Source organism: Pseudomonas sp. 203-8 (assembly GCF_020708595.1).
Classification (GTDB): Bacteria; Pseudomonadota; Gammaproteobacteria; order Pseudomonadales; family Pseudomonadaceae; genus Pseudomonas; species Pseudomonas aeruginosa.
The window spans coordinates 257,162-281,117 of record NZ_JAJFDF010000010.1; the positions used below are offsets into that span (position 1 = coordinate 257,162).

21 protein-coding genes are annotated in these 23,956 nt (G+C 69.3%); 5 read left to right on the forward strand and 16 right to left on the reverse strand.

The features are described 5' to 3' along the window. Nucleotides 1-191: 191 nt before the first annotated feature. The 3 genes from LJF27_RS23955 to LJF27_RS23965 are packed head-to-tail and all read right to left on the reverse strand — an operon-like array spanning nt 192 to nt 3,347. Entirely contained in the window at nt 192-947 is a 756-nt protein-coding gene (locus LJF27_RS23955) for an SDR family oxidoreductase (RefSeq protein WP_023116578.1), read from the reverse strand. Then, nucleotides 932-1,861, reverse strand: coding sequence for an alpha/beta hydrolase (locus LJF27_RS23960; protein WP_003142502.1), 930 nt, complete (start codon nt 1,859-1,861; stop codon nt 932-934). The genes LJF27_RS23955 and LJF27_RS23960 overlap by 16 nt, the downstream gene beginning before the upstream one ends. A 10-nt stretch (nt 1,862-1,871) precedes the next feature. Beyond that, on the reverse strand, nt 1,872-3,347 hold the full coding sequence (locus LJF27_RS23965; protein WP_003107859.1) for a flavin-containing monooxygenase: 1,476 nt from the start codon (nt 3,345-3,347) through the stop codon (nt 1,872-1,874). A gap of 146 nt (nt 3,348-3,493) precedes the next feature. On the opposite strand from LJF27_RS23965, the gene LJF27_RS23970 reads away from it, so the two are divergent. Both LJF27_RS23970 and LJF27_RS23975 read left to right on the forward strand, forming a co-directional pair. Beyond that, the gene (locus LJF27_RS23970; protein ID WP_003118509.1) at nt 3,494-4,528 is read left to right on the forward strand and encodes an AraC family transcriptional regulator; all 1,035 of its coding nucleotides are present in this window, start codon (nt 3,494-3,496) and stop codon (nt 4,526-4,528) included. Nucleotides 4,529-4,676: 148 nt separating this feature from the next. Beyond that, a complete protein-coding gene (locus tag LJF27_RS23975) occupies nt 4,677-5,522 on the forward strand; it encodes a CmcJ/NvfI family oxidoreductase (protein ID WP_003107935.1) in 846 nt (281 codons plus the stop codon). 1 nt (nt 5,523) lies between these two features. Here LJF27_RS23975 and LJF27_RS23980 read toward each other — a convergent pair whose 3' ends face one another. From LJF27_RS23980 to kynR, 13 genes are all read right to left on the reverse strand, one after another. Further along, nucleotides 5,524-6,480 carry a FecR family protein gene (locus tag LJF27_RS23980; protein ID WP_003118512.1) on the reverse strand — a complete coding sequence of 319 codons (957 nt, stop codon included), beginning with the start codon at nt 6,478-6,480 and terminating at the stop codon, nt 5,524-5,526. Beyond that, the gene (locus LJF27_RS23985; RefSeq protein WP_003107976.1) at nt 6,477-6,986 is read right to left on the reverse strand and encodes a sigma-70 family RNA polymerase sigma factor; all 510 of its coding nucleotides are present in this window, start codon (nt 6,984-6,986) and stop codon (nt 6,477-6,479) included. The genes LJF27_RS23980 and LJF27_RS23985 overlap by 4 nt, the downstream gene beginning before the upstream one ends. Nucleotides 6,987-7,088: 102 nt before the next feature. Continuing rightward, nucleotides 7,089-8,285, reverse strand: a complete 1,197-nt coding sequence (locus tag LJF27_RS23990; protein WP_016263530.1) for an MFS transporter — start codon at nt 8,283-8,285, stop codon at nt 7,089-7,091. Beyond that, the gene (locus tag LJF27_RS23995; protein WP_003105341.1) at nt 8,272-9,552 is read right to left on the reverse strand and encodes an MFS transporter; all 1,281 of its coding nucleotides are present in this window, start codon (nt 9,550-9,552) and stop codon (nt 8,272-8,274) included. The genes LJF27_RS23990 and LJF27_RS23995 overlap by 14 nt, the downstream gene beginning before the upstream one ends. Beyond that, complete coding sequence (locus tag LJF27_RS24000) at nt 9,549-10,628, reverse strand: LLM class flavin-dependent oxidoreductase (RefSeq protein ID WP_003120261.1); 1,080 nt, start codon at nt 10,626-10,628, stop codon at nt 9,549-9,551. The genes LJF27_RS23995 and LJF27_RS24000 overlap by 4 nt, the downstream gene beginning before the upstream one ends. A gap of 12 nt (nt 10,629-10,640) precedes the next feature. Continuing rightward, a complete protein-coding gene (locus LJF27_RS24005) occupies nt 10,641-13,292 on the reverse strand; it encodes a TonB-dependent receptor (RefSeq protein WP_023116579.1) in 2,652 nt (883 codons plus the stop codon). 91 nt (nt 13,293-13,383) lie between these two features. Continuing rightward, nucleotides 13,384-14,232 carry a class I SAM-dependent methyltransferase gene (locus LJF27_RS24010; RefSeq protein WP_003105335.1) on the reverse strand — a complete coding sequence of 283 codons (849 nt, stop codon included), beginning with the start codon at nt 14,230-14,232 and terminating at the stop codon, nt 13,384-13,386. Beyond that, on the reverse strand, nt 14,216-14,872 hold the full coding sequence (locus tag LJF27_RS24015) for a hypothetical protein (RefSeq protein ID WP_003118518.1): 657 nt from the start codon (nt 14,870-14,872) through the stop codon (nt 14,216-14,218). Before LJF27_RS24015 ends, LJF27_RS24010 begins: the two co-directional genes overlap by 17 nt. Next, nucleotides 14,869-15,771, reverse strand: coding sequence for an alpha/beta fold hydrolase (locus LJF27_RS24020; protein ID WP_003105331.1), 903 nt, complete (start codon nt 15,769-15,771; stop codon nt 14,869-14,871). Before LJF27_RS24020 ends, LJF27_RS24015 begins: the two co-directional genes overlap by 4 nt. Nucleotides 15,772-15,781: 10 nt before the next feature. Next, complete coding sequence (locus LJF27_RS24025; protein WP_003105327.1) at nt 15,782-16,291, reverse strand: aromatic-ring-hydroxylating dioxygenase subunit beta; 510 nt, start codon at nt 16,289-16,291, stop codon at nt 15,782-15,784. A 27-nt stretch (nt 16,292-16,318) separates the two neighbouring features. Next, nucleotides 16,319-18,151 carry an asparagine synthase (glutamine-hydrolyzing) gene (gene asnB, locus LJF27_RS24030; RefSeq protein WP_023116580.1) on the reverse strand — a complete coding sequence of 611 codons (1,833 nt, stop codon included), beginning with the start codon at nt 18,149-18,151 and terminating at the stop codon, nt 16,319-16,321. A gap of 87 nt (nt 18,152-18,238) precedes the next feature. Next, nucleotides 18,239-19,513, reverse strand: coding sequence for an aromatic ring-hydroxylating oxygenase subunit alpha (locus LJF27_RS24035; RefSeq protein ID WP_003142518.1), 1,275 nt, complete (start codon nt 19,511-19,513; stop codon nt 18,239-18,241). Nucleotides 19,514-19,714: 201 nt separating this feature from the next. Continuing rightward, nucleotides 19,715-20,191, reverse strand: coding sequence for a kynurenine pathway transcriptional regulator KynR (gene kynR, locus LJF27_RS24040; RefSeq protein ID WP_003088777.1), 477 nt, complete (start codon nt 20,189-20,191; stop codon nt 19,715-19,717). A gap of 132 nt (nt 20,192-20,323) precedes the next feature. On the opposite strand from kynR, the gene kynB reads away from it, so the two are divergent. The 3 genes from kynB (at nt 20,324) to LJF27_RS24055 (ending at nt 23,781) form a co-directional block, all read left to right on the forward strand. After that, nucleotides 20,324-20,965: a kynurenine formamidase KynB gene (gene kynB / locus LJF27_RS24045; protein ID WP_003114853.1), complete on the forward strand. Its 642-nt coding sequence runs from the start codon at nt 20,324-20,326 to the stop codon at nt 20,963-20,965. Between the two features lie 3 nt (nt 20,966-20,968). After that, nucleotides 20,969-22,219: a kynureninase gene (kynU, locus tag LJF27_RS24050; RefSeq protein ID WP_003114854.1), complete on the forward strand. Its 1,251-nt coding sequence runs from the start codon at nt 20,969-20,971 to the stop codon at nt 22,217-22,219. Between the two features lie 155 nt (nt 22,220-22,374). Further along, nucleotides 22,375-23,781 (forward strand): amino acid permease, encoded by a 1,407-nt coding sequence (locus LJF27_RS24055; protein WP_003088769.1) that lies wholly within the window; start codon nt 22,375-22,377, stop codon nt 23,779-23,781. Nucleotides 23,782-23,956: the final 175 nt, after the last annotated feature.

The following is a 23,956-nucleotide window of genomic DNA, read 5'->3' on the forward strand; positions in this document are numbered from 1 at the left end:
GACTCTTGGGCTCAACGGTAGCGATAAGCACCGGCGCCTGGCTAAGGCATACCTATGGTCCGAGATCTACCATGGATTTCACTCGCCTGGGACGGCGAAACAAGAAGTCGAGGCAGCCACGAAAAGCAGCTAGACCATCCAGCGTGAAACCCACCCAAGCTTTAATCCGTTCTATCCATCCTGCGCAGAGCCTAACCCCGCGACAACCACGCCATCACCGCTCGGTTCACCCACGGCGGAGACAACTGCCCAGCCCAGTACAGCGCCGTGAACAACCCGCCCACCGGCCGGTGTACCCGCCGGCTGTGCGCCTGCCGCCAGGCCGCCTCGGCGATATCCTCGGCGTCCAGTCTCAGCCCCAGGCGACGCAACACCGGCGGCTGGTAGGCCTGCCCGGCGACCATCGGCGTGCGAACGAACGGCGGCATCAGGTCGGCCACACGAATACCGTGGCGGCGCCATTCCAGCTCCAGCGCCTCGGTAAGCCCGCGCACGGCGAACTTCGAGGCCGAGTAGACGGCCATCTCCGGTACGCCATACAGCCCCGATGCCGAGCCCATGTTGAGCACCTGCGCCTGCGGTGTCGCGCGCAGGAACGGAAAGGCCGCGTGACAGCAGTTGAGGACGCCTTGCAGGTTGATCGCCAGCAACCGCGCGTGGTCCTCCAGGGCGACCTCTTCGAAGCGGCCGAAACGCAGGACGCCGGCGCAGTTGAACAGCAGGCGCAGGCGGCCATCGGCACAGAACTGCGCAAGCGCCTCGCCGACCACGTCGGGCTCGCTGACGTCCACGGCGCGGTGCCAGGCGCCCGGCAGTTGCGCGGCCAAGCCGCGCAACGCCTCGGCATCGATGTCCAGCAAACCGACCCGCCAGCCCCGGCGGTGGAACAGACGCGCGCTGGCGGCGCCGATTCCGGAAGCGGCACCAGTGATCAGGATGTTCTGCACCTGTCGCCCTCCGCGCTGCATTCGACGACGAACGCGGCCGCCTCGTCCAACGCCCGGTCGGCGCTGGCCAACACGCCGGCATGAGCCTGGAACACGTGCCAGCAACCGGCGTAGCGCTGCAATCGCACCGCGACGCCCTGCTCACCGGCCCGTTGCGCCAGGCGCAGGCTGTCGTCGCGCAGCAGTTCGTCCTCGCCGACCTGTACCAGCAGCGGCGGCAGCCCCGCCAGGTCGGCATGCAGCGGCGACAAGGCGGCCGAGCCTGGCTCCGCGTCGGCCGGCAGCAGCAGGCGCACCGCGCTTTCCAGCCAGGCCCGCGACAGCAGCGGGTCGCCGGCCGCCGGCGTGTGCAGGCGCTGGCAGCCGAGGTCGGTCCAGGGCGAGAACAGCAGCAACCCGGCCGGCAACGGCAAGCCGCGCGCCTTCAGCTCCAGGGCCAGGGACAGCGCCAGGTGGCCGCCCGCGGAGTCGCCGGCGAGCAGCAGCCGGCGCGGCGAATGGCCGGCCTCCAGCAATGCCAGGTAGACCGCCAGGGCGTCGTCGCGGGCTGCGGGGAACGGATGTTCCGGGGCGCGCCGGTAGTCCACCGCGCAGACCTCGGCGGCGCAACGCCGGGCCAGGTGCGTGGTGATCGCCCGGTGGGTCGCCGGCGAGCCGATCAGGTAGGCGCCGCCGTGCAGGTAGAGCACCCGGCGCCGCGCCTCCACCCCGCGCGGCCGCAACCACTCGCAGGGCACGCCGGCGAGGCTGCGGCGCTCGCGGACGACGCCGCCGGCGCCCAGCGTCGCCAGGCTCAGCCCGCGCAACACGCCGCGTTGCAGCGCCACTGGCATGGGCGGACGGACCAGCCCGCGGAACAACAGGCGCAGGCAACCGCGCAGGAGACCGGCGCGCAGGCGTTGCGGCGGCGACATCAGGGGCGCTTCAGCGGGCCAGGTCATAGTCGGCAAGCTCCGGCCGGCGCGTACGCCAGCGATAGACGAAGGTGTAGCCCGGCCAGTTGTTGGTGTTCTTGCCGGCGGCAGTCTTGTACCAGCTGTCGCAGCCACGCTCCCAGACGGTATGGCGCAACCCCTGTTGCACCTCCAGGTTGAAGCGCCGCTGGACCTCGGGCTTCACGTCGAGGTAGCGCAAGCCCTGCTCCTGGAGCTGGCGCAGGCAGCCGAGCACGTAGGGGAACTGGCTTTCCAGCATGTAGACGATGGAGTTGTGGCCGAGGTTGGTGTTCGGCCCGTAAAGGATGAACAGGTTGGGGAAGCCGCTGACGCTGATGCCCTTGTAGGCTTCCGCGCCATCCGCCCAGGCCTGCCGCAGGTCGCGTCCGTCGAGGCCGAGGATGCGCATCGGGGCGAGGAACTCGGTGGCGGCGAAGCCGGTACCGAAGATGATCGCGTCGACCTCGTGCCGGCGGCCGTCACGGCCGACCACGGCGTCTTCGGTGACTTCGCGAATGCCCGTGTCGACCAGTTCGACATTGCTCCTGGCCAGCGCCGGGTAATAGTCGTTGCTGATCAGGATGCGCTTGCAACCCAGCGGGTAGTCGGGAACCAGCCGCGCGCGCAGTTGCGGATCGGCGATCTGCCGGTGCAGGTGACGATGGAAGCTCAGCCGCATCACCTTCATCAGCGCCGGGAAGGTCGCGAAGGCGAGCATCCGCGATTCGTGGTGCAGGTACTTGAGCCCCCGATCCAGGCGTTGCAGCCACGGCCAGCGCGCCTTCAGGCGGCGTTCCCAGTCGGCGTAGGTACGGTCCGGCTTGGCGATCACGTAAGGCGCGCTGCGCTGGAACAGCGACAGGCGTTGCACCTGCGGGGCGATCCGCGGGACGAACTGGATAGCGCTGGCTCCGGTGCCGATCACCGCGACCCGCTTGCCGGCCAGCTCGACCTCGGCGTCCCAGTTCGCCGAGTGGAACGCCGGACCCTGGAAGCGCTCCAGGCCGGGCAGGCGCGGCAGCAGCGGCCGGCTCAACTGGCCGGTGGCGCAGACCAGGGCCCGTGCGCGCAGCGTCTGGCCATCGGCGCAGCGCACCTGCCATTCGCCGCTGCCGGCGTCGAAACGGGCCTCCTCCACCTCGCAGTGGAAACGGATCTTCTCGCGCAGACGGTACTTGTCCGCGCAATGCCGCAGGTAGTCGAGGATTTCCGCCTGCGGGGCGAACTTGCGCGACCAGTCGGCCTTCGGCTCGAAGGAAAACGAATAGAGATGCGAGGGGACGTCGCAGGCGGCGCCCGGGTAGCGGTTTTCCCGCCAGCAACCGCCGACATCGGCGGCCTTTTCCAGGACCAGATAATCGTCGATGCCTGCCTGTCGCAGGCGGATCGCCAAGCCGAGACCGGCGAAGCCGGCGCCGACCACCAGCACCCGCAAGGGGGCTTCAGGGCGGGACTCGTTGTGCATTGTTGTGCTCCCGTTTGTTGCTTGCCACGCCGTCCGGCGCGATTCCGCCCAGCGGCGGATGGCAGCATCCTAGTTCGCCGGGGCGACTGGCGTTATGGCCGGGCCGGACATAAAGTTGTGATTTTCGGTCAACCTCGGACGCCACCATGCCCACTCCGCCCTGGTCTCCCCGCCGCAGCGCCATCAGCGCGCACCTGCTGATCCAGTTCGGCATCGACCGCGGCCTCGGCCTGGAGCAGTGCCTGGCAGGTAGCGGCCTGGATATCCGCCTGCTCGGCGATCCCTCCGGGGAAATCGACGCGGCCCAGGAACTGAGCGTAGTGCGCAACCTGGTCCGGCACCTGGGCGACGCCTGCGCGCCGGGCCTGGCGGCAGGCCTGCGCTATCACCTCAACGCCTACGGCATCTGGGGCTTCGCCCTGCTCAGCAGCCCGACCTTCCTCAGCGCCGCGCAACTGGGCCTGCGCTACCTCGACCTGACCTTCGCCTTCCATGGCATTCGCCTGGAGGTACACGACGATGAAGCGCACCTGGTGCTCGACGACGCCGGCATTCCCGAGGACCTGCGGATTTTCCTCCTCGAACGCGACGCCGGTGGCGTGCTGCGCATCCAGCGCGACCTCACCGGGCAGCGCCTGCCGATCCTCCGCGCCGGCTTCCGCCGCCCACCGCCCGCCGATCCCGCGCCCTACGTGCGCGAGCTGGGCCTGTGCCCGGCGTTCGGCCAGGCGGACAACCGGGTGGTCTTCGAACGGCGCTTCCTCGACCTCCCGCTGCCCGGCGCCAATCCAGAGGTGGCGCGCGCCTGCGAGGAGCAGTGCCGCGCCCTGCTCGCTCGCCGCCAGGTGCGCGGCGGTCTGGCCGGACGCATCCGCGACCGCTTGCTGAGGACGCCCGGCCACTTGCCGGACATGCAGACCCTGGCCATGGAACTGCACCTCACCGTGCGTACCCTGCGTCGCCGCCTGGACGACGAGGGCAGCAGCTACCGCCTGTTGCTCGACGAGGTGCGCCAGGCCCTCGCCGAAGAGCTGCTGGCCACCGGCGCGATTCGCCTGGAGGAGATCGCCGAGCGCCTCGGCTACGGCGAGGTGTCCAACTTCATCCATGCCTTCAGGCGCTGGAAAGGCATGACGCCGCGCCAGTATCGCCAGCGGCGACGACTCGACGCGATGTCCTGAGCCGCTCCGGGCTTATTCCACGAAGGCAGGACGCCAGCGCTCGATGTTCGTTTCGCCGCCGCCTGCCAGCGGCTAGATTGGCCGTTCACGCGCGGCATCCGGCGGCGCGGCAGCGGAGGCATCTCCGCTGGCAACGGGAGAACGACACATGGGTTGCCAGCAACACGCATGGCCGGCGCACGCGCCGGAGCAGGTCGAGGCCGAGGTCAACTATATCCGCGACAACGGCCAACGGCCGGTCGCCTACACCTATCCGGCCCCTGCCGGGACGCCGCAGCGCAGCGCGCTGTTGCAGCCGACCCGGGTGGCGATCCGCAATGCGCGTCTGCTGGCGCAACCGGCCAGCCTGGAGCGCGAGGGTTTCCAACTGGTGCGCGAGGCGAGCGCGGTGGGCGATTTTGAGGATGAAGCCCAGGTTCGTGAACGCTACTACCCGGAAAGCATCGCCCTGCTCCGCCGCCTGACCGGCGCCGCCGAGGCGGTGATCTTCGACCACACGCTGCGCGTCGACCAGGCCGGGCGCGAAGAACGCGGCCTGCGCGAACCGGTGCGCTACGTGCACAACGACCAGACCCTGCGCTCGGCGCCGCGCCGGGTCCGCGACCACCTGCCGGCGGAACGCGCCGAACGGCGCCTGGCCGGACGCTTCCAGATCGTCAACCTGTGGCGTCCGTTCGGCCACCCGGCGCAGCGCGCGCCGCTGGCGTTGCTGGACGCCCGCAGCCTGGCGTTCGACGACCTGGTGGCCAGTGACCTGGTGTACCGCGACAAGGTGGGCGAAACCTACTCGGTCAAGCCCAACCCGGAGCACCGCTGGTACTACTACCCGCACCTGCTGCCGGAGGAAGCGCTGCTGCTGAAGATCTACGATTCGCGGGAGGACGCGCAGGCCCGCCTCGGCGCGCACACCGCCTTCGACGATCCCTGCACCCCGGCCGATGCGCCGCCGCGGCAGAGTATCGAACTGCGTTGCCTGCTGTTCTTCGACGAATGAGTCAGGCGGGGCGCAGGCTGATCCAGTAGTCGCTGTAGCGCAGCACGCGGATCGGCAGGCTGCGTCCGAGCATGTCCAGGGACGTGTGCATGTCGTCCAGCGGGAACAGACCGCTGACGCGGTTGCCGGCGATCTCCGCGTCGAGCTGGAGGATGCCTGGCAGATAGGGCCGGAAGGCCTCCGCGACCCAGGCCAGGGAGCGGTCGTGGACCTCCAGCCAGCCGCTGGCCCAGGCATCCTCTCCGGCCTGCATCGGGCCCTGTTCGAGCAGGCCGCCGGCATCGAACAGCAGGCTACGTCGTGCCGCCACCGCCAGCTGGCGTCCCTCGCCGGTGGTCAGCCGCGCGCTGCCGCGCAGGGTCACCAGGCGGATCGCCCCGCGCTCCTCGGCCAGCAGCAGGCTGCCGCTGGCGCAGTCCACCCGTCCGGCGGCGCAGTCGAGGGCGAAGGCGCCGCGCGGGTCCTCCTTCACTTCCAGGCGCATCGCGCCGCGCCGCAGCTCCAGGCGTCGCTGGGCGCCGTCGAGCAGCGGTCGCGCCTTGCTCCGCGCGTTCAGGCGCAGGCGGCTGCCGTCGGCCAGCAACCAGTCGCGGCGCTCGCCGGTGCCGGTCGCCAGTTCGCCGGGCAGACCCATGCCGGCCTGGACCCAGCGCTCCAGGCCGGCGCCGCCGGCGAGCAGGACGAACAGCCCGAGGGCGCCGCCGACGAAGCGCCGGCGGCTCGACGGCTGCTCCAGGGCGCGCAGCACGGTAGCGCTCGGCTGGCCGCGCCAGGGCGAGTCCTGTAGCGGCGCGAGGCTGCCAAGCAGTTGCCGGAACACCTCGGCATGCTCGCTCGACAGCGCCTTCCAGCGTTCCAGGGCATCGCCCTCGGCGGCGCTGAAGTCGCCGGATTGCAGGCGCACCATCCATTCGATGGCCTCCTCGACGATGCGTTGCCGTTCCGGCTTCTCGCTCATTCCTGGAATCCCCGGTAGCAGCAGTGCAAGGCATCCTTCATCAACTGGTGGATGCGCCCCAGGGACAATCCGAGGCGTTCGCCGATCTGCACGTAGGTCAGGCCTTCCAGCTGGCTCATCAGGAACACTGCCCTGGCCTGCCCGGACAGGCCGTCGAGCAGGCGGTCGATGGCTTGCAGGCTCTCGATCAGCATCCACTGCTCGTGAGGCGACGGCTGCACCGCCTCCGGCGCCTCGGCGAGGATCTGCAGGTAGGCGCGCTCCAGGTCCTTGCGCCGCCAGCTCTCGTACATCAGGCGTTGCGCGATGGTCGCGAGGAACGCCCGCGGCGAGCGGATCGACGCCGGGTCGGGGAGCATCCAGACCTGTAGGAAGGCCTCGGCGGCGAGGTCTTCGGCGCTGTGGCTACAGCCGGTCTGGTAGGACAGCTTCTTGCACAGCCAGTCGTAGTTCTGCTGGAACAACTGGGCGATCAGGGTGTTCTTGATGGAGCCTTGGCTATCCATGGTAAGCGTTCGCTGCTGGCAGGCCACGCCACGGATAGCGGTAGTGAGCCTGGAGGTTGAGGAACGGCGCCCGGGGCTGTTCCCGTGGCGCGCGGTAGGGAATCAATCGAGGCGCTCCCGGCAGTCCGCCGTGCCCGCCGCCGGCCGCTGCGCGGACAGCCAGCCGCAGGCGGCGGCGCCGAGGATCAGCGCGGCGCCCCACCAGGGGAGCGCGCGCACCGCCACCTGGTCCACCAGGATCGCGCCGATGAAGGCGCCCAGGGCCACGCCGAGCTGGATCGCGCTGGTGTTGAGGCTGATCTGGATCGCCGCGGTGTCCGGGCTGAGTTCCACCAGGTATTTCTGGATCGCCGGCCCCGGCGCCATGTTGAACACGCACCAGAACACCACCGCGCCCAGCAGCAGCGGCAGGCCGCCGGTGGCGAACGGCAGCAGGACCAGGGCCAGTGCGTGCAGGAGCAGGAAGGCGACGAAGGTGGCCGGCCCCGGCCAGCGGTCGGCGGCGCGTCCGCCGAGCAGCGCGCCGAGGATGCCGCCGCCCCCGTAGACCAGCAGGACCAGGCTGATGGTCGGTTTGTCGAGGTCCATGCTGCCGACCAGGAACGGCACGATGTAGGTGTAGACGGTGAACTGGCCGGTCATCTGCAACAGCGATGCCAGGTGGGCGAACGGCACCCGGCCCCGGGCCAGCGCCCGCAGTTGCTCCGCCGGGGCGATGCCGGGCGCGCCGGGGATGGCCGGCAGCAGGCGCAGGAGCAGCGGCAGGCCGAGCAACGCGACCCCGGCGAGCAGCAGGAACAGGCTACGCCAGCCCCAGAACTCGCCGATCAGGGTGCCCAGCGGTACGCCCAGCACCAGCGAGGCGACGATGCCGGCGAACACCAGACCGATCGCCCGGCCGCGCCGTTCCGGCGCGACAATGGCCACCGCCAGGGTGATCGCCACCACCACGATGACCGAGGCGCTGGCCGCCACCAGCAGCCGGCTCGCCAGCAACAGGGCGAAGCTCGGCGCGGCGGCGCTGGCCAGGTTGGCGCCGACGAACACCAGCAGCGCGCCGGCCAGCAGGCGGCGGCGCTCGATACCGGCGCTGAGGTAGACCAGCAGCGGGCCGAGCAGCGCATAGACCAGCGCGTACAGGCTCATCAGCAACCCGGCCCGGCCCTGGCTGACGGCGAAACTGGCGGCCAGTTCGTCGAGCACCCCGGCCACCACCAGTTCCACCGTGCCGACCACGAAGGCCAGTCCGGCCAGCAGCCAGACGCCGACCTCCGCCCTGCTCCGTTCAGTCTCGCCCATGGCTGCGTGCCTCCCCGTCGATGGCGTAGCGATAGCGCCCGAGCATGACCAGCAGCCCTGCCGCCACGCCGAACGCGCCGAGCAGGACCAGCGTCGAGCCCGCGTAGGAGCCCGCGCGGTCGTAGAAGTAACCCAGCAGCCAGGACCCCAGGCTGATGGCGATGGCGAAGGTGAAGGGCTGGATCGAGCCATAGATCACGCTGAAATGGCGCAGGCCGAAGTAGCGGCTGACGAAGTACTGGGTGGTGCCGGTCTCGCCGCCGGCGCCCAGGCCGATCAGGAACACCGCGCCCCAGAGCAGCGCCGGCGGTCCGCCAAGGAGCAGGAGCAGCAGCCCGAGCGCCGCCAGCAGGGCGAACGGCAAGGCGATGCGCGGGGTGTCGTAGCGGTCCAGCAGGTAGCCCAGCGCCGGTTGCGAAACGATCATGCCGACCCACAGCGCCGCCAGCACGTCGGTGGCGACTTCCCGCGACAGGCCGCGCTCCTGCAACAGCGGCACGCCATGCACCATCACGCCAGTGACGGCGAACACGCCGAGGATCAGGTTGCCGACGATCAGCCAGAAGTCCGCCGAGCGCCAGGCCTGGCCTGGCGTCGCTCCGGGCAGCGCGTCGGCTGGCGGGCGCAGCGCCTGCGGCAGGTCGCCGGGTCGCTCGCGGAACAACGCATAGAGCAGCGGCAGCGCCAGGAGGCCTTCGAGCAGGCCATAGACGAGGAAGGTGGCGCGCCAGCCGAAGGCGTCGATGCAGGCGCTGCCCAGGTACAGCGCCAGCGGCCCGCCGACGCCGAAGCCGAGTCCGAGGATGCCGTAGGCCGCGCCGCGACGACGCTCGAACCAGCCGCCGAGAATCCGCGCATAGGGAATGTTGCCCGGCGTCAGCAGGCCGAGCAGCGCGAACAGCAGGTATAGCTGCCAGCCGCTGCGCGCCAGCGCCAGGCTGGCCAGGCACAGGGCCAGCGCGGCGGTCAGCGGCAGGACCAGGGCGCGCGCGCCCCAGCGATCCACCAGCCAGCCCTTCAGCGGGCTGCTCAGGGCTACCGCCAGGCCCAGCAGGGTCACCGGCAGCGCCGACTGGCCGCGGTCCCAGTCCAGGTCGGCGGCGATCGGCTCGATGAACAGCGAGAAGCTGCTGATCACCAGCCCGGTGGGGCCGAAGATCACCCCCACTACCGAGGCCAGCAGCACCCCACAACTGGCCACGCCGAACTCGCCGACGCCAGGCGCCGGCGCGACGTCCTCCATGGCCTCGCGGGCGACGCCGCTCATGCGTCGCGCCTCAAGCGCTCGATCAGTTGGCGGCGCAAGCGAATGTCCTCGGCGTTCTCGGTGGTGGCCTCGAGCTGGACGATCTCGATGCCGGCGCGATGAAAGGCCAGGATCTGTTCCGCCACCTCGCCGACGCTGCCCACCAGCACCCCGGCGAAGCTGCGCTGCACGGTATTCGCCACCCATTCGCGCAAGGCCTCCGGCTCCAGCCGGGCGAGCCGGTCGCGCTCGCCGTCGCGGGCGACCTGCGGCGATGCCGCCAGTTCGTCGAGGGGCCGTGCCAGAAGCAGTTCGAAAGCGGCCTGGCGGTAGTGCTCGGCGATGTCCAGGGCCGCCGCCGGACTGTCGCCGAGGATCACCTGGAAGTGCTTCCAGAACTTCAGCCGCCGGCCCTGCTCCGCCGCCTCCTCGTTCAGCCTGCGCTTGAGCTCCGCGGTCTGCGTGGGGCTGGCGAAGTGGCCGGCGTAGACGTCAGCGAAGCGCACCGCCAGGCGTTGTGCCTGCGCCGAGGAGCCGCCAACGGATAGCGGCGGGCGCGGCCGCTGGATCGGCAGGAAGCCGCTGCCGGCGTCCTCCAGCCGGTAGAACTCGCCGTGGTAGTCGAAGGGTTCGCGGCTTTCCAGGGCGCGGGTGAAGACCTCCAGGTACTCCACGGCGCGCCGGTAGCGTTCGTCCTTGTCGGCGAAGTCGCCGTCGCGGCGCACGTCGGCGTCGCTGGAGCCGATCACCAGGTGTACGCCGGCGCGCCCGTTGGACAGGCCGTCGAGAGTGGCCAGGGCGCGCGCGGCAACGGTCGGCTGGGCGCTCCCCGGTCGGTGCGCGACGGTGGCGCGCAGGCGCGGCGCCGCGGCCAAAGCCCAGCCGGCGACCAGCCAGGGGTCGGGCCAGGCAGCGGAAACGGTGAACAGCGCGCCGTCGAGGCCGTCCGCCTCTTCCAGGCGGGCCTTCTGCTGGATGTCGAAGGCGCTCACCGCGCGACTGCGGGTGTCCGGCAGGAAACGCGCGGCCTGGCGGGCGAAGGCACTGTCGCCGATGACCGCGGAGGCGCGCACGCCGCCGCGCAGTTCGATGCTCATGGTTCGTCCTCCTTAGAAGGTGTAGGCCGCGCCGAGGTAGTAGAAGGCGCCGTTGAAGCTGATCTGCGAGGCATAGGTGTCGTACTGGTTGAAGCCGAGGTAGGCGCTCTCGGCCGGCAGCTTGTCGGGCTTCACGTCGAACAGATTGTTGGCCCCGGCGCTCAGGGTCAGGTTGCGGCTCGCCGCATAGCGCAGGGCAACGTCGGTGATGTACTTGGGCGAATTCTCGAAGCGGTTGAAGACCGTGGTCGAATAGGCATGCTCGCCGGTGTAGTAGTCCAGTTCGGAAACCGTCTTGCTGTAGCGCGTTTCGCGCAGGGTCAGGCCCCAGCGCCGGTAGCTCCAGTCGGCCTGCAGGCTGACCTGGCTGCGCGGCGTGGAGCTGGTGATCCAGGCCTGCTGCTGGTCGTTGAGCAGCGGCTGGCCGTTGCGCCCGTGATGATTCCTGACCAGCTTCGTGCGATTGACGTTGGCGCCCAGACGCCAGTCGATCCGGCCCCACTCGCCGAGCCGGGTCAGGTAGCTGGCGGTGAGGTCGAGGCCGTGGGTACGGGTGTCGGCGCCGTTGGTCATGTAGTGGGTGCTGACCTGGGTCAGTCCGGCCGGGATGCTGATCCCGCCGGCGCGCAGCGCATCGATCGCCGGCTGTCCGGAATAGGTGGCACCGTCGACGATGCGGTCGCGGATCTCGATGCGATAGGCGTCGATGGCCAGGTTCAGGTCCGGCAAGGGATCGAGCACCAGGCCGAGGTTGTAGCTGATCGATTTTTCCGGCTCCAGGTCTTCGGCGCCGAGCAGCCTGGCCGCCGGCGAGTTGACCGCCAGCAGGCCGCTGGCGATGGTCGGCGAGACGCCCAGGCTGGTGTAGTTCTCCTGGGCCAGCGACGGCGCGCGGAAGCCGCTGCTGAGACTGGCCCGCGCCGATACCTCGGGGCTGAAGCGGTAGCGGCTGGCGAGCTTGCCGTTGGTGGTGCTGCCGAAGTCGCTGTAGTGCTCGTAGCGCGCCGCCGTCTCCAGTTGCCAGCGCTCGTCGAGGGCGATGGACAGGTCGAGATAGGCGCCGAGCACGTCGCGGCTCCACTGTCCGGCGGTGGCCGGCGCCTGCCCGGGGAGTGCCTTGGAACCGCCGTTGTAGTAGGACCAGGGATCGCCGGCCTCGACCTCGTAGAGCTCGCGGCGCTGCTCCAGGCCCCAGGAGAAATTCAGCGGCGCCGGCAGCCAGGCGAGGTCGAAGTCGCGGCGCAGGTCGAGATTGTTGGTCCACTGGGTGGCCTTGTAGCGCGCCAGGTCGAAGGAGCGCGGCGAATCGCCGGTCTCGCCGTAGAGGGCGAGGTTGATCGAATGGTCCATGCCGATCTCCGGGCGGTCGGCACCGTAGGTCGAACTGAGGTCCCAGTCCCAGGCGCCGAACAGCTCGCCGCCACGGGCGCCGAGGGTCAGCGAATAGTCGTCCTCGTCGCTGGTGATGCGCGGGGTGAAGCCGTTCGGATAGAGTCGCGGCGCCAGGGACGGCAACTGGTAGATCTGCGCCGAGGACACCGAGCGATGGGTATAGGTGGCGAAGCTGTACAGCTCGACGTTGTCGTCCAGCGCCACGCCGGCGTTGTAGGCCAGCGCCTGGCGGTGCAGCGAAGGGTCGCCGATGGACGGGTTGCCGTAGTGCCCGGTACGCTGGTCGATGCCGGCGCGGATGGTCCGCGCCTGTTCGCGGAACTGCGCGCTGAGGTTGAGGAAACCGCTCTCGCCGAAACGCAGGCCGCCATTCACCCCACCGTTCTGGGTCAGGCCGTCGCCATCGCCGTAGCGACCGTTGTCGTAGGCGAGCCGGCCGCCGTGGTCGGCCGACTTGAGGATGACATTGATCACCCCGGCGATGGCGTCCGAGCCGTACTGCGCCGAGGCGCCGTCGCGCAGCACCTCGATGCGCTCGATGGCGGCGAGCGGGATGGTATCCAGGTCGACCCCGGTGGAGCCGCTCTGCAGCCCGCCGCTGACATTGATGTTGGCGGTCTCGTGACGGCGCTTGCCGTTCACCAGCACCAGCACGTGGTTGGGACTCAGGCCGCGCAGCGACTGCGCGTTGGTCAGCGCCGAAGCGTTGTAGGCCTGGGCCTGGCGCGACAGCGAGGGCAGCAGGCGCACCAGGGCGTCGCGCAGGTCGCCGCTACCACTGTCGCGCAATTGCTCGGCGCTGACCACATCGATCGGTGCCAGGCTCTCGCCGGCCTTGACATCGGCCTTGCGGGTGCCGGTGACCACCACCGTGGCCAGGGTCCCGGCGGGCTTCGCCGCCGGCAGCGCGGCATCCGGCGCCGTGGCGCGTTGCAGGCTGAGCACGCCGGCGGCGCTGCGGCTGTATTCCAGGCCGCTGCCCTGCAAGGCCCGCTGCAGCGCCTGCTCGACGCTGTAGGAGCCCTGGATCGCCGGTGCCGGCAGGCCCTCCACCAGGTGCTGGTCGAAGGCGATCGGGGTGCGACTCTGGCGGACTATGCTCAGCAGTACCTGGGCCAGTTCGCCGGCCGGGATGTCGAAGCGCTGGATCTCGGCGCTGCTGGTGGCGCGGACCTCCTCTGCCGCCGACTCGCCGGGCTGGCCAAGGCAGGCCAGGCCGACCGCGCAGAGCACGGGGACGAGTCGAAGACGTGGCGAACGCGGGTTGGACATGGTCGGTTCATCCTTGATCGGTTGCGGATGCCACCGAGTGCAATTGCCCGTACCGATTTTCAGCCGCGCGGCAGACCGATTGCGCATAAGGTTATGCCTCGCCCTCCCGAGCCCGGCAGCGCCAGACACTGACCGGGATTTCGCTGACCTGTCCGTCGGCCTGCATACGCCGCTCGGCGATCCGCCCGAGGCGGACGAAGAATTCCTCCAGGCGCGTCGCCGGCACCAGCGGTGCGAAATAGGTGCCGAAGGTGGCGGCGTGGAAACGCTGGTATTCGGCGGAGTCGGCGACACGCAGGACCGCCGGGCGGGAGACGATGGAGTCGACCCGGAAGTGTCGTTCGACGCGTTCGCGCAACGCCTCCCGGCCACGGGTGCGGGTGCCCATCGGCAGCAGCCCGGCTTCCGCGTAGAGCGCCGCCACCCGTTCCGGCGCAGCCAGGCCCATCTCGACCAGGGCCTGGGCGACCAGGTCGTCCTCGCCGCCGAGGCCATCCTCGGCGAACGGATGGTGCGAGGTGAACAGGAATACCCCCTGCGCCTCGAGGTGCCGCGCGACCCACCGGAACAGCCGCTCTTCATCGGGATACAGCCAGTGCAGCACGGCGGTCATGCTGATCAGCTCGAAGCGTTCCGCCAGCGGCGGCAGGTCGAGCAGGTCGCCCTCCAGCAGACGCGCCTCGACGCCAGCCCCGCGCAACTGCGCGCGCGCCTGCTCCAGGCGTAGCGGCGAACGCTCGATGCCCCACAACCGTTGCAGGCCGGGCCAGCGCCGGGCGCCGCCGAGCAGCAGCGAGCCGATGCCGCAGCCGAGATCGAGCAGGCTGCGCGGCTCGATGCCGGCGCGGTCGAGCACCCAGTCCTGGTCGCGACGTTGCAGCAGTTCGCTGGAATCCTGGTAGCCGTCCAGGCTGCGCGCCTGTTCAATGATCGCGTTCATGTACGCCTGCTCCTTGGTTGAGGCTGTCCGCCGTGATGGTCCATACGCAGCCGTGGCCTTGCGGCTCTTCGTAGAGCCGCCAGTCGGCGCGGCAATCGCTGGCGGCGACGAACGCCGACAGCAGCTTGGTGCAATAGGTGCAGGCCGACTCCAGGGTGATCGGCACGCCTCGGGCGCGGGCGCGCTCGCGGTAGTCCCAGATCGCGCAGTGACGGTTGTGGAATACCGCGCGCCCGTCAGCCTCGGCCTGCACCTCGAAACGCGAACCGTAGAGCGCGGCCTGGCGTGCCAGACGGTCGGCGGCGCTGGCCGGATCGCCCCGCCCCGCCGGTTCCAGCGCGCGATAGATCCGCGCGGTGGCGCGCGCCCAGTCGTCGAGCCGGTAATCCGCCGGGCGCGCGACGATGAACTGTTCGATCAGCGCCTGGGCGCGGAAGAACACCGCCTGCCAGGCTTCGGCGCGCAGGTCGTCGGTCGCCGGCAGATCGGCGAATATCCGCGCGCTGGTCGCCACCCAGTCCCCCAGGTCTTCACGCCGATGGCGCTCGGCGACGTAGGCGGACATCGCCGCGTGCACCTCGAACACCCGCTGTCGCCAGAGCGTCGCCTGCGCCGCCGGATCGCGTTCGACGGCGCTCATCGGAGCGCCTCCCGGTGGCTGGCGAGAAACCCCAGCAGGTGCTCCAGCACGGCGTCCGGCGCGTCCTCGGGAAGCATGTGGCTGGCGCCGATGGCGGCGCCCTCGACCTGCCCGGCCCAGGTCTTCCAGATTTCCAGCGGATGCTGCCCGGCGGCGTAGGGGCGCTCCTGCCAGAGCACCTGGACCGGGCATTGCAGGCGCCGGCCGGCGTCGCGATCGGCCTGGTCGGCGTCGGCATCGACGCCCACCGCGGCCCGGTAGTCCTCGCACATCGCATGGCGCACGGCGGGGTCGCGGAACGCCCGGCGGTAACTTTCCAGCGCCTGCGGGTGGTAGATGTCGCGGCCCTGGGCCATGCGTCGCAGGGTGTAGTCGAGGAAGTGCTCCGGATCGGCGCCGATCAGGCGCTCCGGCAGGTCGTACGGCTGGGCGAGGAGGAACCAGTGATAGGCGTTGAGGGCGAAGGCCTTGTTCACCGCGGCCCAGTTGTCGAGGATCGGCACCACGGTCAGCGAGACGAAGGCCGCGACCGCTTGCGGATGGTCCAGCGCCAGGCGATAGCCGACCCGCGCGCCGCGGTCGTGGCCGATCACCGCGAAGCGTTCGAAGCCTAGCTGGCCCATCGTTTCCAGTTGGTCGCGGGCCAGCGCGGCCTTGGAATAGTCGGCGCCCTCCTCGTCCAGCGCCCGCGATTCGCCATAGCCGCGCAGGTCGGCGAGGACCACGCTGTAGTCCTCGGCCAGGCGCGGAGCGATGCGATGCCAGGCCAGGTGGGTCTGCGGATAGCCATGCAACAGCAGCAGCGGCGGGCCGCTGCCCTTCACGGCGACGCGGAGGCGCGCGGCGGAGGTGTGCAGGGTCAGGTAGTCGAAGCCGGGCAGCAACGGATCGGTATTCATGGGCGGCGCCTCACAGGATGATGCTGATGCGCCGCTGGGCGCTGATGGTCTCGTGGTCCAGGCGGATCTCCCGCGAGACGATGCGCAAGCCCCCGGGGCCGTCGCGCAGGACATGACTGGCTTCGCCGACGAAGCTCCAGGCCTCGCGGTTGCGGAACTGATGGACGACGAAGTTGCTGCGGCTGCTGACCAGTTCGCCCTCGACCCGCTTCAGCCGCACGTTGCCCACCAGGCGGCGGGTGCGCGAGCGCGGCTGCTCCATCCAGGTATGCCCGCCGAGGATGCTGTCGACCCGCTCGCGCAGGCGCACGTGGTCGTCGTCGATGATGTACAGGCTGTCCTCCGGCGCCTGGCCGGCCAGTTGCTCCTGCAAGGGCAGCACCCGGTAGCGTGCGGCGCGCTCGAACAGCGCGAACCAGGTATCCAGCAGGCGGTCGTCGAGCAGCTCGGCTTCGGCGACGAGGAAATCGCTGACCCGCGCCAGCAGGTCGCTGTCGGGACGGGACAAGGCAAGGCTCATGAGTATCCTCCGGGAAGAAAGTGCCGCTCAGAGGCTGATGTCGACCCCATGGCGGGTCAGCCAGCGGTCCAGGTTCAGCAGGTAGGCCAGGCCGGCGGTCGGGCTCGCCGAGGCACGCGGGCTGGGCAGCGGCGTGCCCTGTTCGAGTGCCTGGCGGACCCGCCCGGCGTCCACCAGTTCGAACAGCGGCGAGCGGCCGTCGTCGAGCAGGCGGCCGACCCGCTCGCGCAGCAGCGCCAGGTAACGTGGGTCGGGGTTGGCCGGGAAACCGCTCTTGCGCCGCTCCAGGATCGCCTGCGGCAGGTGCCCGCGCAGGGCCCGGCGCAGCAGGCTCTTGCTTTCCCCGGCGACGCTCTTCAGCGCCCAGGGCAGGTTCCATACGTACTCCACCAGGCGGTGGTCGCAGAACGGCACGCGCACTTCCAGGCCGACCGCCATGCTCATCCGGTCCTTGCGTTCGAGCATCGCCGGCAGCCAGCGGCTCAGCGCCAGGTAGGCGACCTCGCGCTGGCGTCGCTGGGCGGCATCCTCGCCATCCAGCCGCGGCACTTCGGCGAGGGCCTCGCGGTAGCGCGCCCGGATGTATTCCGGCGCCGCCACCCGTTCGGCGACCTCCCGCCGCAGCAGTTGCCAGGGCCCGCTCTTGCCGGCCAGCCAGGGGAAGCCGTCGTGTGCGAGGGCGCTCGGGTCGTGGAAGAACGGGTAGCCGCCGAACACCTCGTCGGCCGACTCGCCCGACAGTGCCACCGTGGTGTGCTCGCGGATCTGGCGGAACAGCAGGTAGAGCGAGGCGTCCAGCTCGCCCCAGCCGGGCAGGTCGCGGGCCTGGAGCACCGCCTCGTCCTGTTCCAGCACCTCTTCCGGGGCGACCAGCACGGTACGGTGCGGCGTACCGAGGAAGTTCGCCGCCAGCTGCGCATAGGGTTCGTCCCAGCTGCTTTGCCAGGGCGTCGGGACGAAGCCGCGGCCTTCGCCGGGGAAGTCCACGGAGAAGGTCGGCAGGCGCCGCGCGTCGCCATCCAGCGCGGCCACCGCGAAGGCACTGATGGCGCTGGAGTCGAGCCCGCCGGAAAGCAGGCTGCCCAGCGGGACGTCGGCCACCAGTTGCTCGGCCACCGCCTCGCGGAGCAACTGGCCGGCGCGTTCGGCGCTGTCCTCGGCGCCCTCTTCGTGACGTTCCGCGCGCAGCGCCCAGTAGACCAACTCGCGCACACCATTGCGGTCGAAGCGCAGCGCCTGGCCCGGCCGGACCTGGCGCAGGCCCTTGTACAGGCCGTGGCCGGGAGTCGGCGCGGTGGTCAGGGCGAACAGCTCGGCGATGCCGCTGGCGTCGAGCACCGGGTTGGCCTCGGGGTTGGCGAAGATCGCCTTGGGTTCCGAGGCGAACAGCACGCCTCCGGCGGTCGGGTAGTAGTACAGCGGCTTGACCCCGAAGCGATCGCGCACCAGCCACAGGCTCTGCTCGCGCTCGTCCCACAGGGCGAAGCCGTAGATGCCGCGGAGGCGGGCGAAGGAAGCCTCGCCCCATTGCAGATAGGCGCGCAGCACCACTTCGGTGTCCGAGCGGGTGCGGAAGACCTGGCCCAGCGTCTCCAGCTCGGCGCGCAGCTCGCGGAAGTTGTAGACCTCGCCGCTGTAGGTCAGCGCCACCCGCCCACCAGCCTCGGCAAGCATCGGTTGAGCGCCGTTCTCCAGGTCGATGATCGCCAGGCGCCGATGGCCGAGCAGCGCGTGCCGCGACAGCCACAGGCCTTCGGCGTCCGGCCCGCGCGGGGCCAGGGTACGGGTCATGCGTTCAAGGATGCTGCGCTGCTCGCCGAGGTCGCGGCTCCAGTCGGTCCAGCCGGTGATTCCACACATGGATGACGTTCCTTGCAGTGACCCTTTATTCCCCGCGTAGCCAGGGCGGCGCGCAGGGATCTGCAGGGAGCGATGGTTGAAGACGGCTCAGACGGCCACGGCGAGACGCCGCAGGGCGGCGGGCTGCTGCCCGAGCCGGCGGCTCCACTCGCGCCAGAAGCCGCGGTTCTGCTCCTCGTCGACGTGGCGGCGGGTTGCCGGTCCCATGCCGCGGGAAAAATCGCTGTAGCCGAGGGCGGCGTGGGCGTAGGCGCGCTGACAGGATTCGAGGATCTCGACGTCGTCGGGGGTGCCGAAACCGCCCGGGCCGATGAACGAGATCAACCCATTGATCCGCGCCGCCCGCTCCTCGCGGGTCTCATCGGCGAAGCCGGCGCCCCATACGGTGACGCTGACCTCATCGGCGGCAGTCGGGAAGAACGAGCGGATGTTCAGGCCGAGGATGTCGTTGATCACCAGGTTGGGAAAGATGAACAGGCTTTTGTTGGTGTGGGCGATGTCCTCTGCCCGCGCCTGCCCGAAGCGTTCCACCAGGCGTTCGAACTTGGCGGCGATGGACGGCTTGAGCGCTTCCGGGAACAACGGGCTCCAGTAGGCGATCGGCCGTCCGGTGGACGGCGGGCCGCTGATGATCAGCGCGTGGCCGTTGCCCAGCGCCTCGCCGCGACCGTGGCGCTTGTGCGACTCCGGATCGGTGCCGAGGGTATTCAGGTATTCCAGGTAGCGCTTGTGGGCGAACGGCAGGTGGTAGGCGTCCACGCCGTTTTCCGCGAGCAGCTTCCAGTTGGCCTTGATCGAATGCTCGAAGCCGCCGGGGATGATCTCCAGTTCCGCCTCGGACTGGTCGCAGATCAGGTCGATATAGTCCTTCGCCTGGCCCAGGTAGGTTTCCAGGGACGGTTGCCGGGCGGCGTAGTGGATGAACAGGAAGTTGCGGTAGACCGCGTGTTTCACCCGTGTCAGGGACAGCTCCGGATGGCATTGCCCGGCATGCTGGTAGGCGGCCTTGTCCGGCAGGCCGATCAGGCTGCCGTGGCTGTCGTAGGTCCAGCCATGGTAGGGACAGGTGAAACGCTGGCTGTTGCCCTGGCGCTCGGCGCAGACCTTGGCCCCACGGTGCGCGCAGGCGTTCAGGTAGACCGCCGGCTCGCCATCGGCGCGACGCTGGATGATCAGGTTGCGCCCGCCGACGTCGCGGGTGATGAAGTCGCCGGGCTCGCGCAGTTCGCTGAGGTGGGCGGCATACAGCCAGCTGTCGTCGAATATCTCGTGCAGTTCGCGCCGGTGCAGTTCCGCGGAAACATAGGCCTGGCGCCTGACCCGGAAGTAACTTGCGTCGTCGGTCTCGATATATTCACTCACCGCCTAACCTCCGTGTAACGTTGACAACCCGGCAACGGGGACGGAGGAAACCTAGCACGGGGAAAATCAATTCCGGCAGACTATTTATTCATTAGCTAATAACTCGTAACCCCATGAAAAAAGACAAAATAATTATTTCCCTCGACGACTGAAAATTCCTCCCGCTCATTGCACTCATGCTTTTATGAGGGGTCGCCCCGTTCAACTCTTCAGGTTCACCAGGTCGAGCAGGTCGGCACCGGCCTTGATCTCCTGCAGGACGATTTCAGAGCGGATATCGGTGACGCCGGCGGCGCGGTTCAGCTTGTTCACGATGAAGTCCGAATAGTGCTTGAGGTTGCGCGCCCGGACCCGTAGCACATAGTTGGTGGCGCCGGTCACCACATAGGCGGTGACCACCTCCGGCCAGTCCCGGACCCTGGCGATGAACGCCTCGTGCCAACCCTCGACGTCCTGGCGCAGCGACACATGGACGATGGCTTCCAGCTCCACGCCCAGTCGCTCGGCATCCAGTTCCACCGAGTAGCCGCGGATGATCCCCTCGCTTTCCAGCAGGCGCAGCCGGCGCAGGCAGGCGGATGGCGAGAGGGAGACCTTCTCCGCCAGGTCCTGGTTGCTCATCCGCCCGTCCTGCTGCAGGTGACGGAGAATGCGCAGATCGATGGCGTCCAGGGACATGTGCAATTCCTATCAGAATGAATAGCTATCTTCGAATTTTGTGCGAACAGATTGCCATGCGACCTTGCATTTCGCACGAAAATTCTCCGAAATCTAGTTCATTATCATTCGCTGGACTTCCGGAGAAAAACAATGACTTCGCTCCGCTACTGGGACATCAGTCCCGCCCTCGACCCGAACACGCCGACCTGGCCCGGCGACACGCCGTTCCAGCAGGAATGGGCGGCGCGGCTGGACGAGCAGTGCCCGGTCAACGTCGGCCGGATCACCCTTTCGCCGCATACCGGCGCCCACGTCGACGGCCCCCTGCACTACCGCGCCGACGGCCTGCCCATCGGCCAGGTGCCGCTGGACATCTACATGGGACCGTGCCGGGTGATCCACTGTATCGGCGCTAACCCGCTGGTGACCCCCGAACACCTCGCCGGCCAGCTCGACGACCTGCCCTCGCGGGTGCTGCTACGGACCTTCGAACGGGTCCCGGCGAACTGGCCGGAAGGCTTCTGCGCTATCGCTCCGGCCACCATCGAGTGCCTCGCCGAGCGCGGCGTCAGGCTGGTCGGCATCGACACCCCGTCGCTCGACCCCCAGCACTCCAAGACCCTCGACGCCCACCACGCGGTGGGCCGCCACGGCATGGCGATTCTCGAAGGCGTGGTCCTCGACGACGTGCCCGCCGGCGACTACGAACTGCTCGCCCTGCCGCTGAAATTCACCCACCTCGATGCCAGCCCGGTGCGTGCCGTGCTGCGCGCCCTGCCTACCGCGGAGTAACCGATGACCACTCGTGACGACTGCCTGGCGCTCGACGCCGGCGATCCCCTGGCCGACCTGCGCCAACTGTTCGCCCTGCCCGACGGCGTGATCTACCTCGACGGCAACTCCCTCGGCGCCCGCCCCCGGGCCGCCGTGGAGCGCGCCGCCGAAGTGGTCGCCGCGGAATGGGGCGAGGGGCTCATCCGCAGCTGGAACAGCGCCGACTGGCGCGGCCTGCCGGAGCGCCTCGGCGACAAGCTGGCGCCCCTGATCGGCGCGCGCGCCGGCGAAGTGGTGATCACCGACACCACATCGATCAACCTGTTCAAGGTGCTCAGCGCCGCCCTGCGGATCCAGGAGGAAGACGCGCCAGGGCGCAAGGTAATCGTTTCCGAATCGAGCAACTTCCCCACTGATCTGTACATCGCCGAGGGCCTTACCGACATGCTCCAGCGCGGCTACCGGCTACGCCTGGTAGATGACCCGGAGCAATTGCCGGCGGCGATCGACGCGGATACCGCGGTGGTGATGCTCAGCCATGTCAACTACAAGACCGGCTACCTGCACGACATGCGCGAGGTCACCCGCCTGGTCCACGAAAACGGCGCCCTGGCGATCTGGGACCTGGCCCACTCGGCCGGCGCGCTGCCGCTGGACCTGCACGCGGCCGACGCCGACTACGCCATCGGCTGCACCTACAAGTACCTCAACGGCGGCCCCGGCTCGCCGGCCTACGTGTGGGTCGCGCCGCGCCTGCGCGAGCGTGTCTGGCAACCGCTGTCCGGCTGGTTCGGTCATTCCCGCCAGTTCGCCATGGAGCCACGCTACCAGCCCGGCGAAGGCATCACCCGGTTCCTCTGCGGCACCCAGCCGATCACCTCGCTGGCCCTGGTCGAATGCGGCCTGGATATCTTCGCCCGGACCGACATGCAGCGCCTGCGCGACAAGTCGCTGGCCCTCGCCGATCTGTTCATCGAATTGGTGGAAAGCCGTTGCGAACGCTTCGGCCTGACCCTGGTGACCCCGCGCGAGCATGCCCGGCGCGGCAGCCATGTCAGCTTCGAGCATGCCCAGGGCTACGCCATCGTCCAGGCCCTGATCGACCGGGGGGTAATCGGCGACTACCGCGAGCCGGGCATCCTGCGCTTCGGCTTCACCCCGCTGTACACCCGCTTCGTCGAGGTCTGGGATGCGGTGCAGGCGTTGCTGGAAATCCTCCAGAGCGAAGCCTGGAAAGAGCCGCGCTACCAGGTCCGGCACAAGGTGACCTGAGTCCCGCCCGCGCGGACCGCGCCGGTATTCCCGGGGCGGCCCGCGAGCACCCACCGCTCTCGCGCACAGGAGCCCGCGACCGGCACCCGCACATCGCCACCGACGTTCCCTCGGCAATTCATAAGAACCCCAATAAGATTCCAGAGGACATCCAGATGAACGACCCCCAGGGCTTCGAGGCCATCTCGCGCCGCGAACAGGGCCTGCAACGGCGGCTCTCGGCCGCGCAGATGAGCATGATCGCCATTGGCGGCGCCATCGGCACCGGCCTGTTCATGGGCAGCGCCTTCGCCATCGGTTTCGCCGGCCCCAGCGTCCTGCTCAGCTATGCCATCGGCGCGCTGATCACCCTGCTGCTGATGGGCTGCCTGGCGGAAATGACCGTGGCCCATGCCACCCCCGGCTCGTTCGGCGCCTTCGCCGAGCACTACGTCGGCCCGCTGGCCGGGTTCCTGGTGCGCTACGCCTACTGGGCGGCCATCGTCCTGGCGGTGGGCACCGAGGTCACGGCGGTGGCCATGTACATGAAGTACTGGTTCGCCGGTATCCCGGAATGGGTCTGGATCATCTCCTTCTCGACCCTGCTGATCGGCCTGAACGCCAGCAGCGTGAAAGCCTTCGGCAACTTCGAATACTGCTTCTCGACACTGAAGATCGCCGCCATCGTCGCCTTCATCCTGCTCGGCGCCTACCTGGTGTTCGGCTCCGCCAACCCGGCCTACGGCGTGCACAACTACAGCGCCCACGGCGGCTTCTTCCCGCACGGCCTGAAAGGCATGTGGATCGCCGTGGTGGTGTCGATCTTCAGTTATCTCAGCGTGGAGATGATCGCGGTCGCCGCCGCCGAGGCCGAGCATCCGGAACAGGCGGTGAAGTCGGCGTTCCGCTCGACCATCGTGCGCCTGGTGGTGTTCTACCTGCTGACCCTGGCGCTGATGCTCGCCATCGTCCCCTGGGACCAGGCCGGGCAGAGCCAGAGCCCGTTCGTCACGGTGATGCAGGCGATCGGCCTGCCCGGCGCCACCGGGGTGATGAACTTCGTGGTGCTGGTGGCCGCGCTGTCGGCGATGAACAGCCAGCTCTACATCACCACCCGGATGATGTTCAGCCTGTCGCGCGCGGGGCACGCGCCGAAGGGCCTCGGCGAACTGAGCCGCCAGGGCGTGCCGCTGAACGCGCTGCTGCTGTCGAGCGTCGGTATCGCCCTGGCGACCCTGCTCAACCTGGTCTACCCCGAGCAGTCCTTCACCCTGATGATGGCGGTGTCGATGTTCGGCGCCCTCTTCACCTGGCTGATGATCTTCTTCACCCACCTCTGCTTCCGCCGCCACCGCGCCCGCCACGGCGGCGCGCCGCTGGCCTTCCGCATGCGCCTGGCGCCCTGGTCGACATTGCTCGGCCTGGCGCTGATGGCGGCGATCCTGGTCACCACCTTCTTCACCGAGGCGTTCCGCATGACCCTGGTCTTCGGCGTGCCGTTCCTCGCGCTGCTCAGCGCACTCTACCTGGTCTTCGTCCGCAAGCCCGGCAGGGATTGTCCGATAGAACGGGCAACGCCCTAGGCGCTCTCCGCCCTGCGAACCTGGCGCGCACGGCGAAGCCCGACCGGCGCGCCCTTTCCGGACCGGGCGGTTCCGTTTCCCATACCTTTTCCGTCGCACAAAAAGCATTACCCGCCGGCCGCCGCGACTCCGTAGCGTAGTGCCCAACCGGACGTTCCGGCCCGCGGCGCGCCGC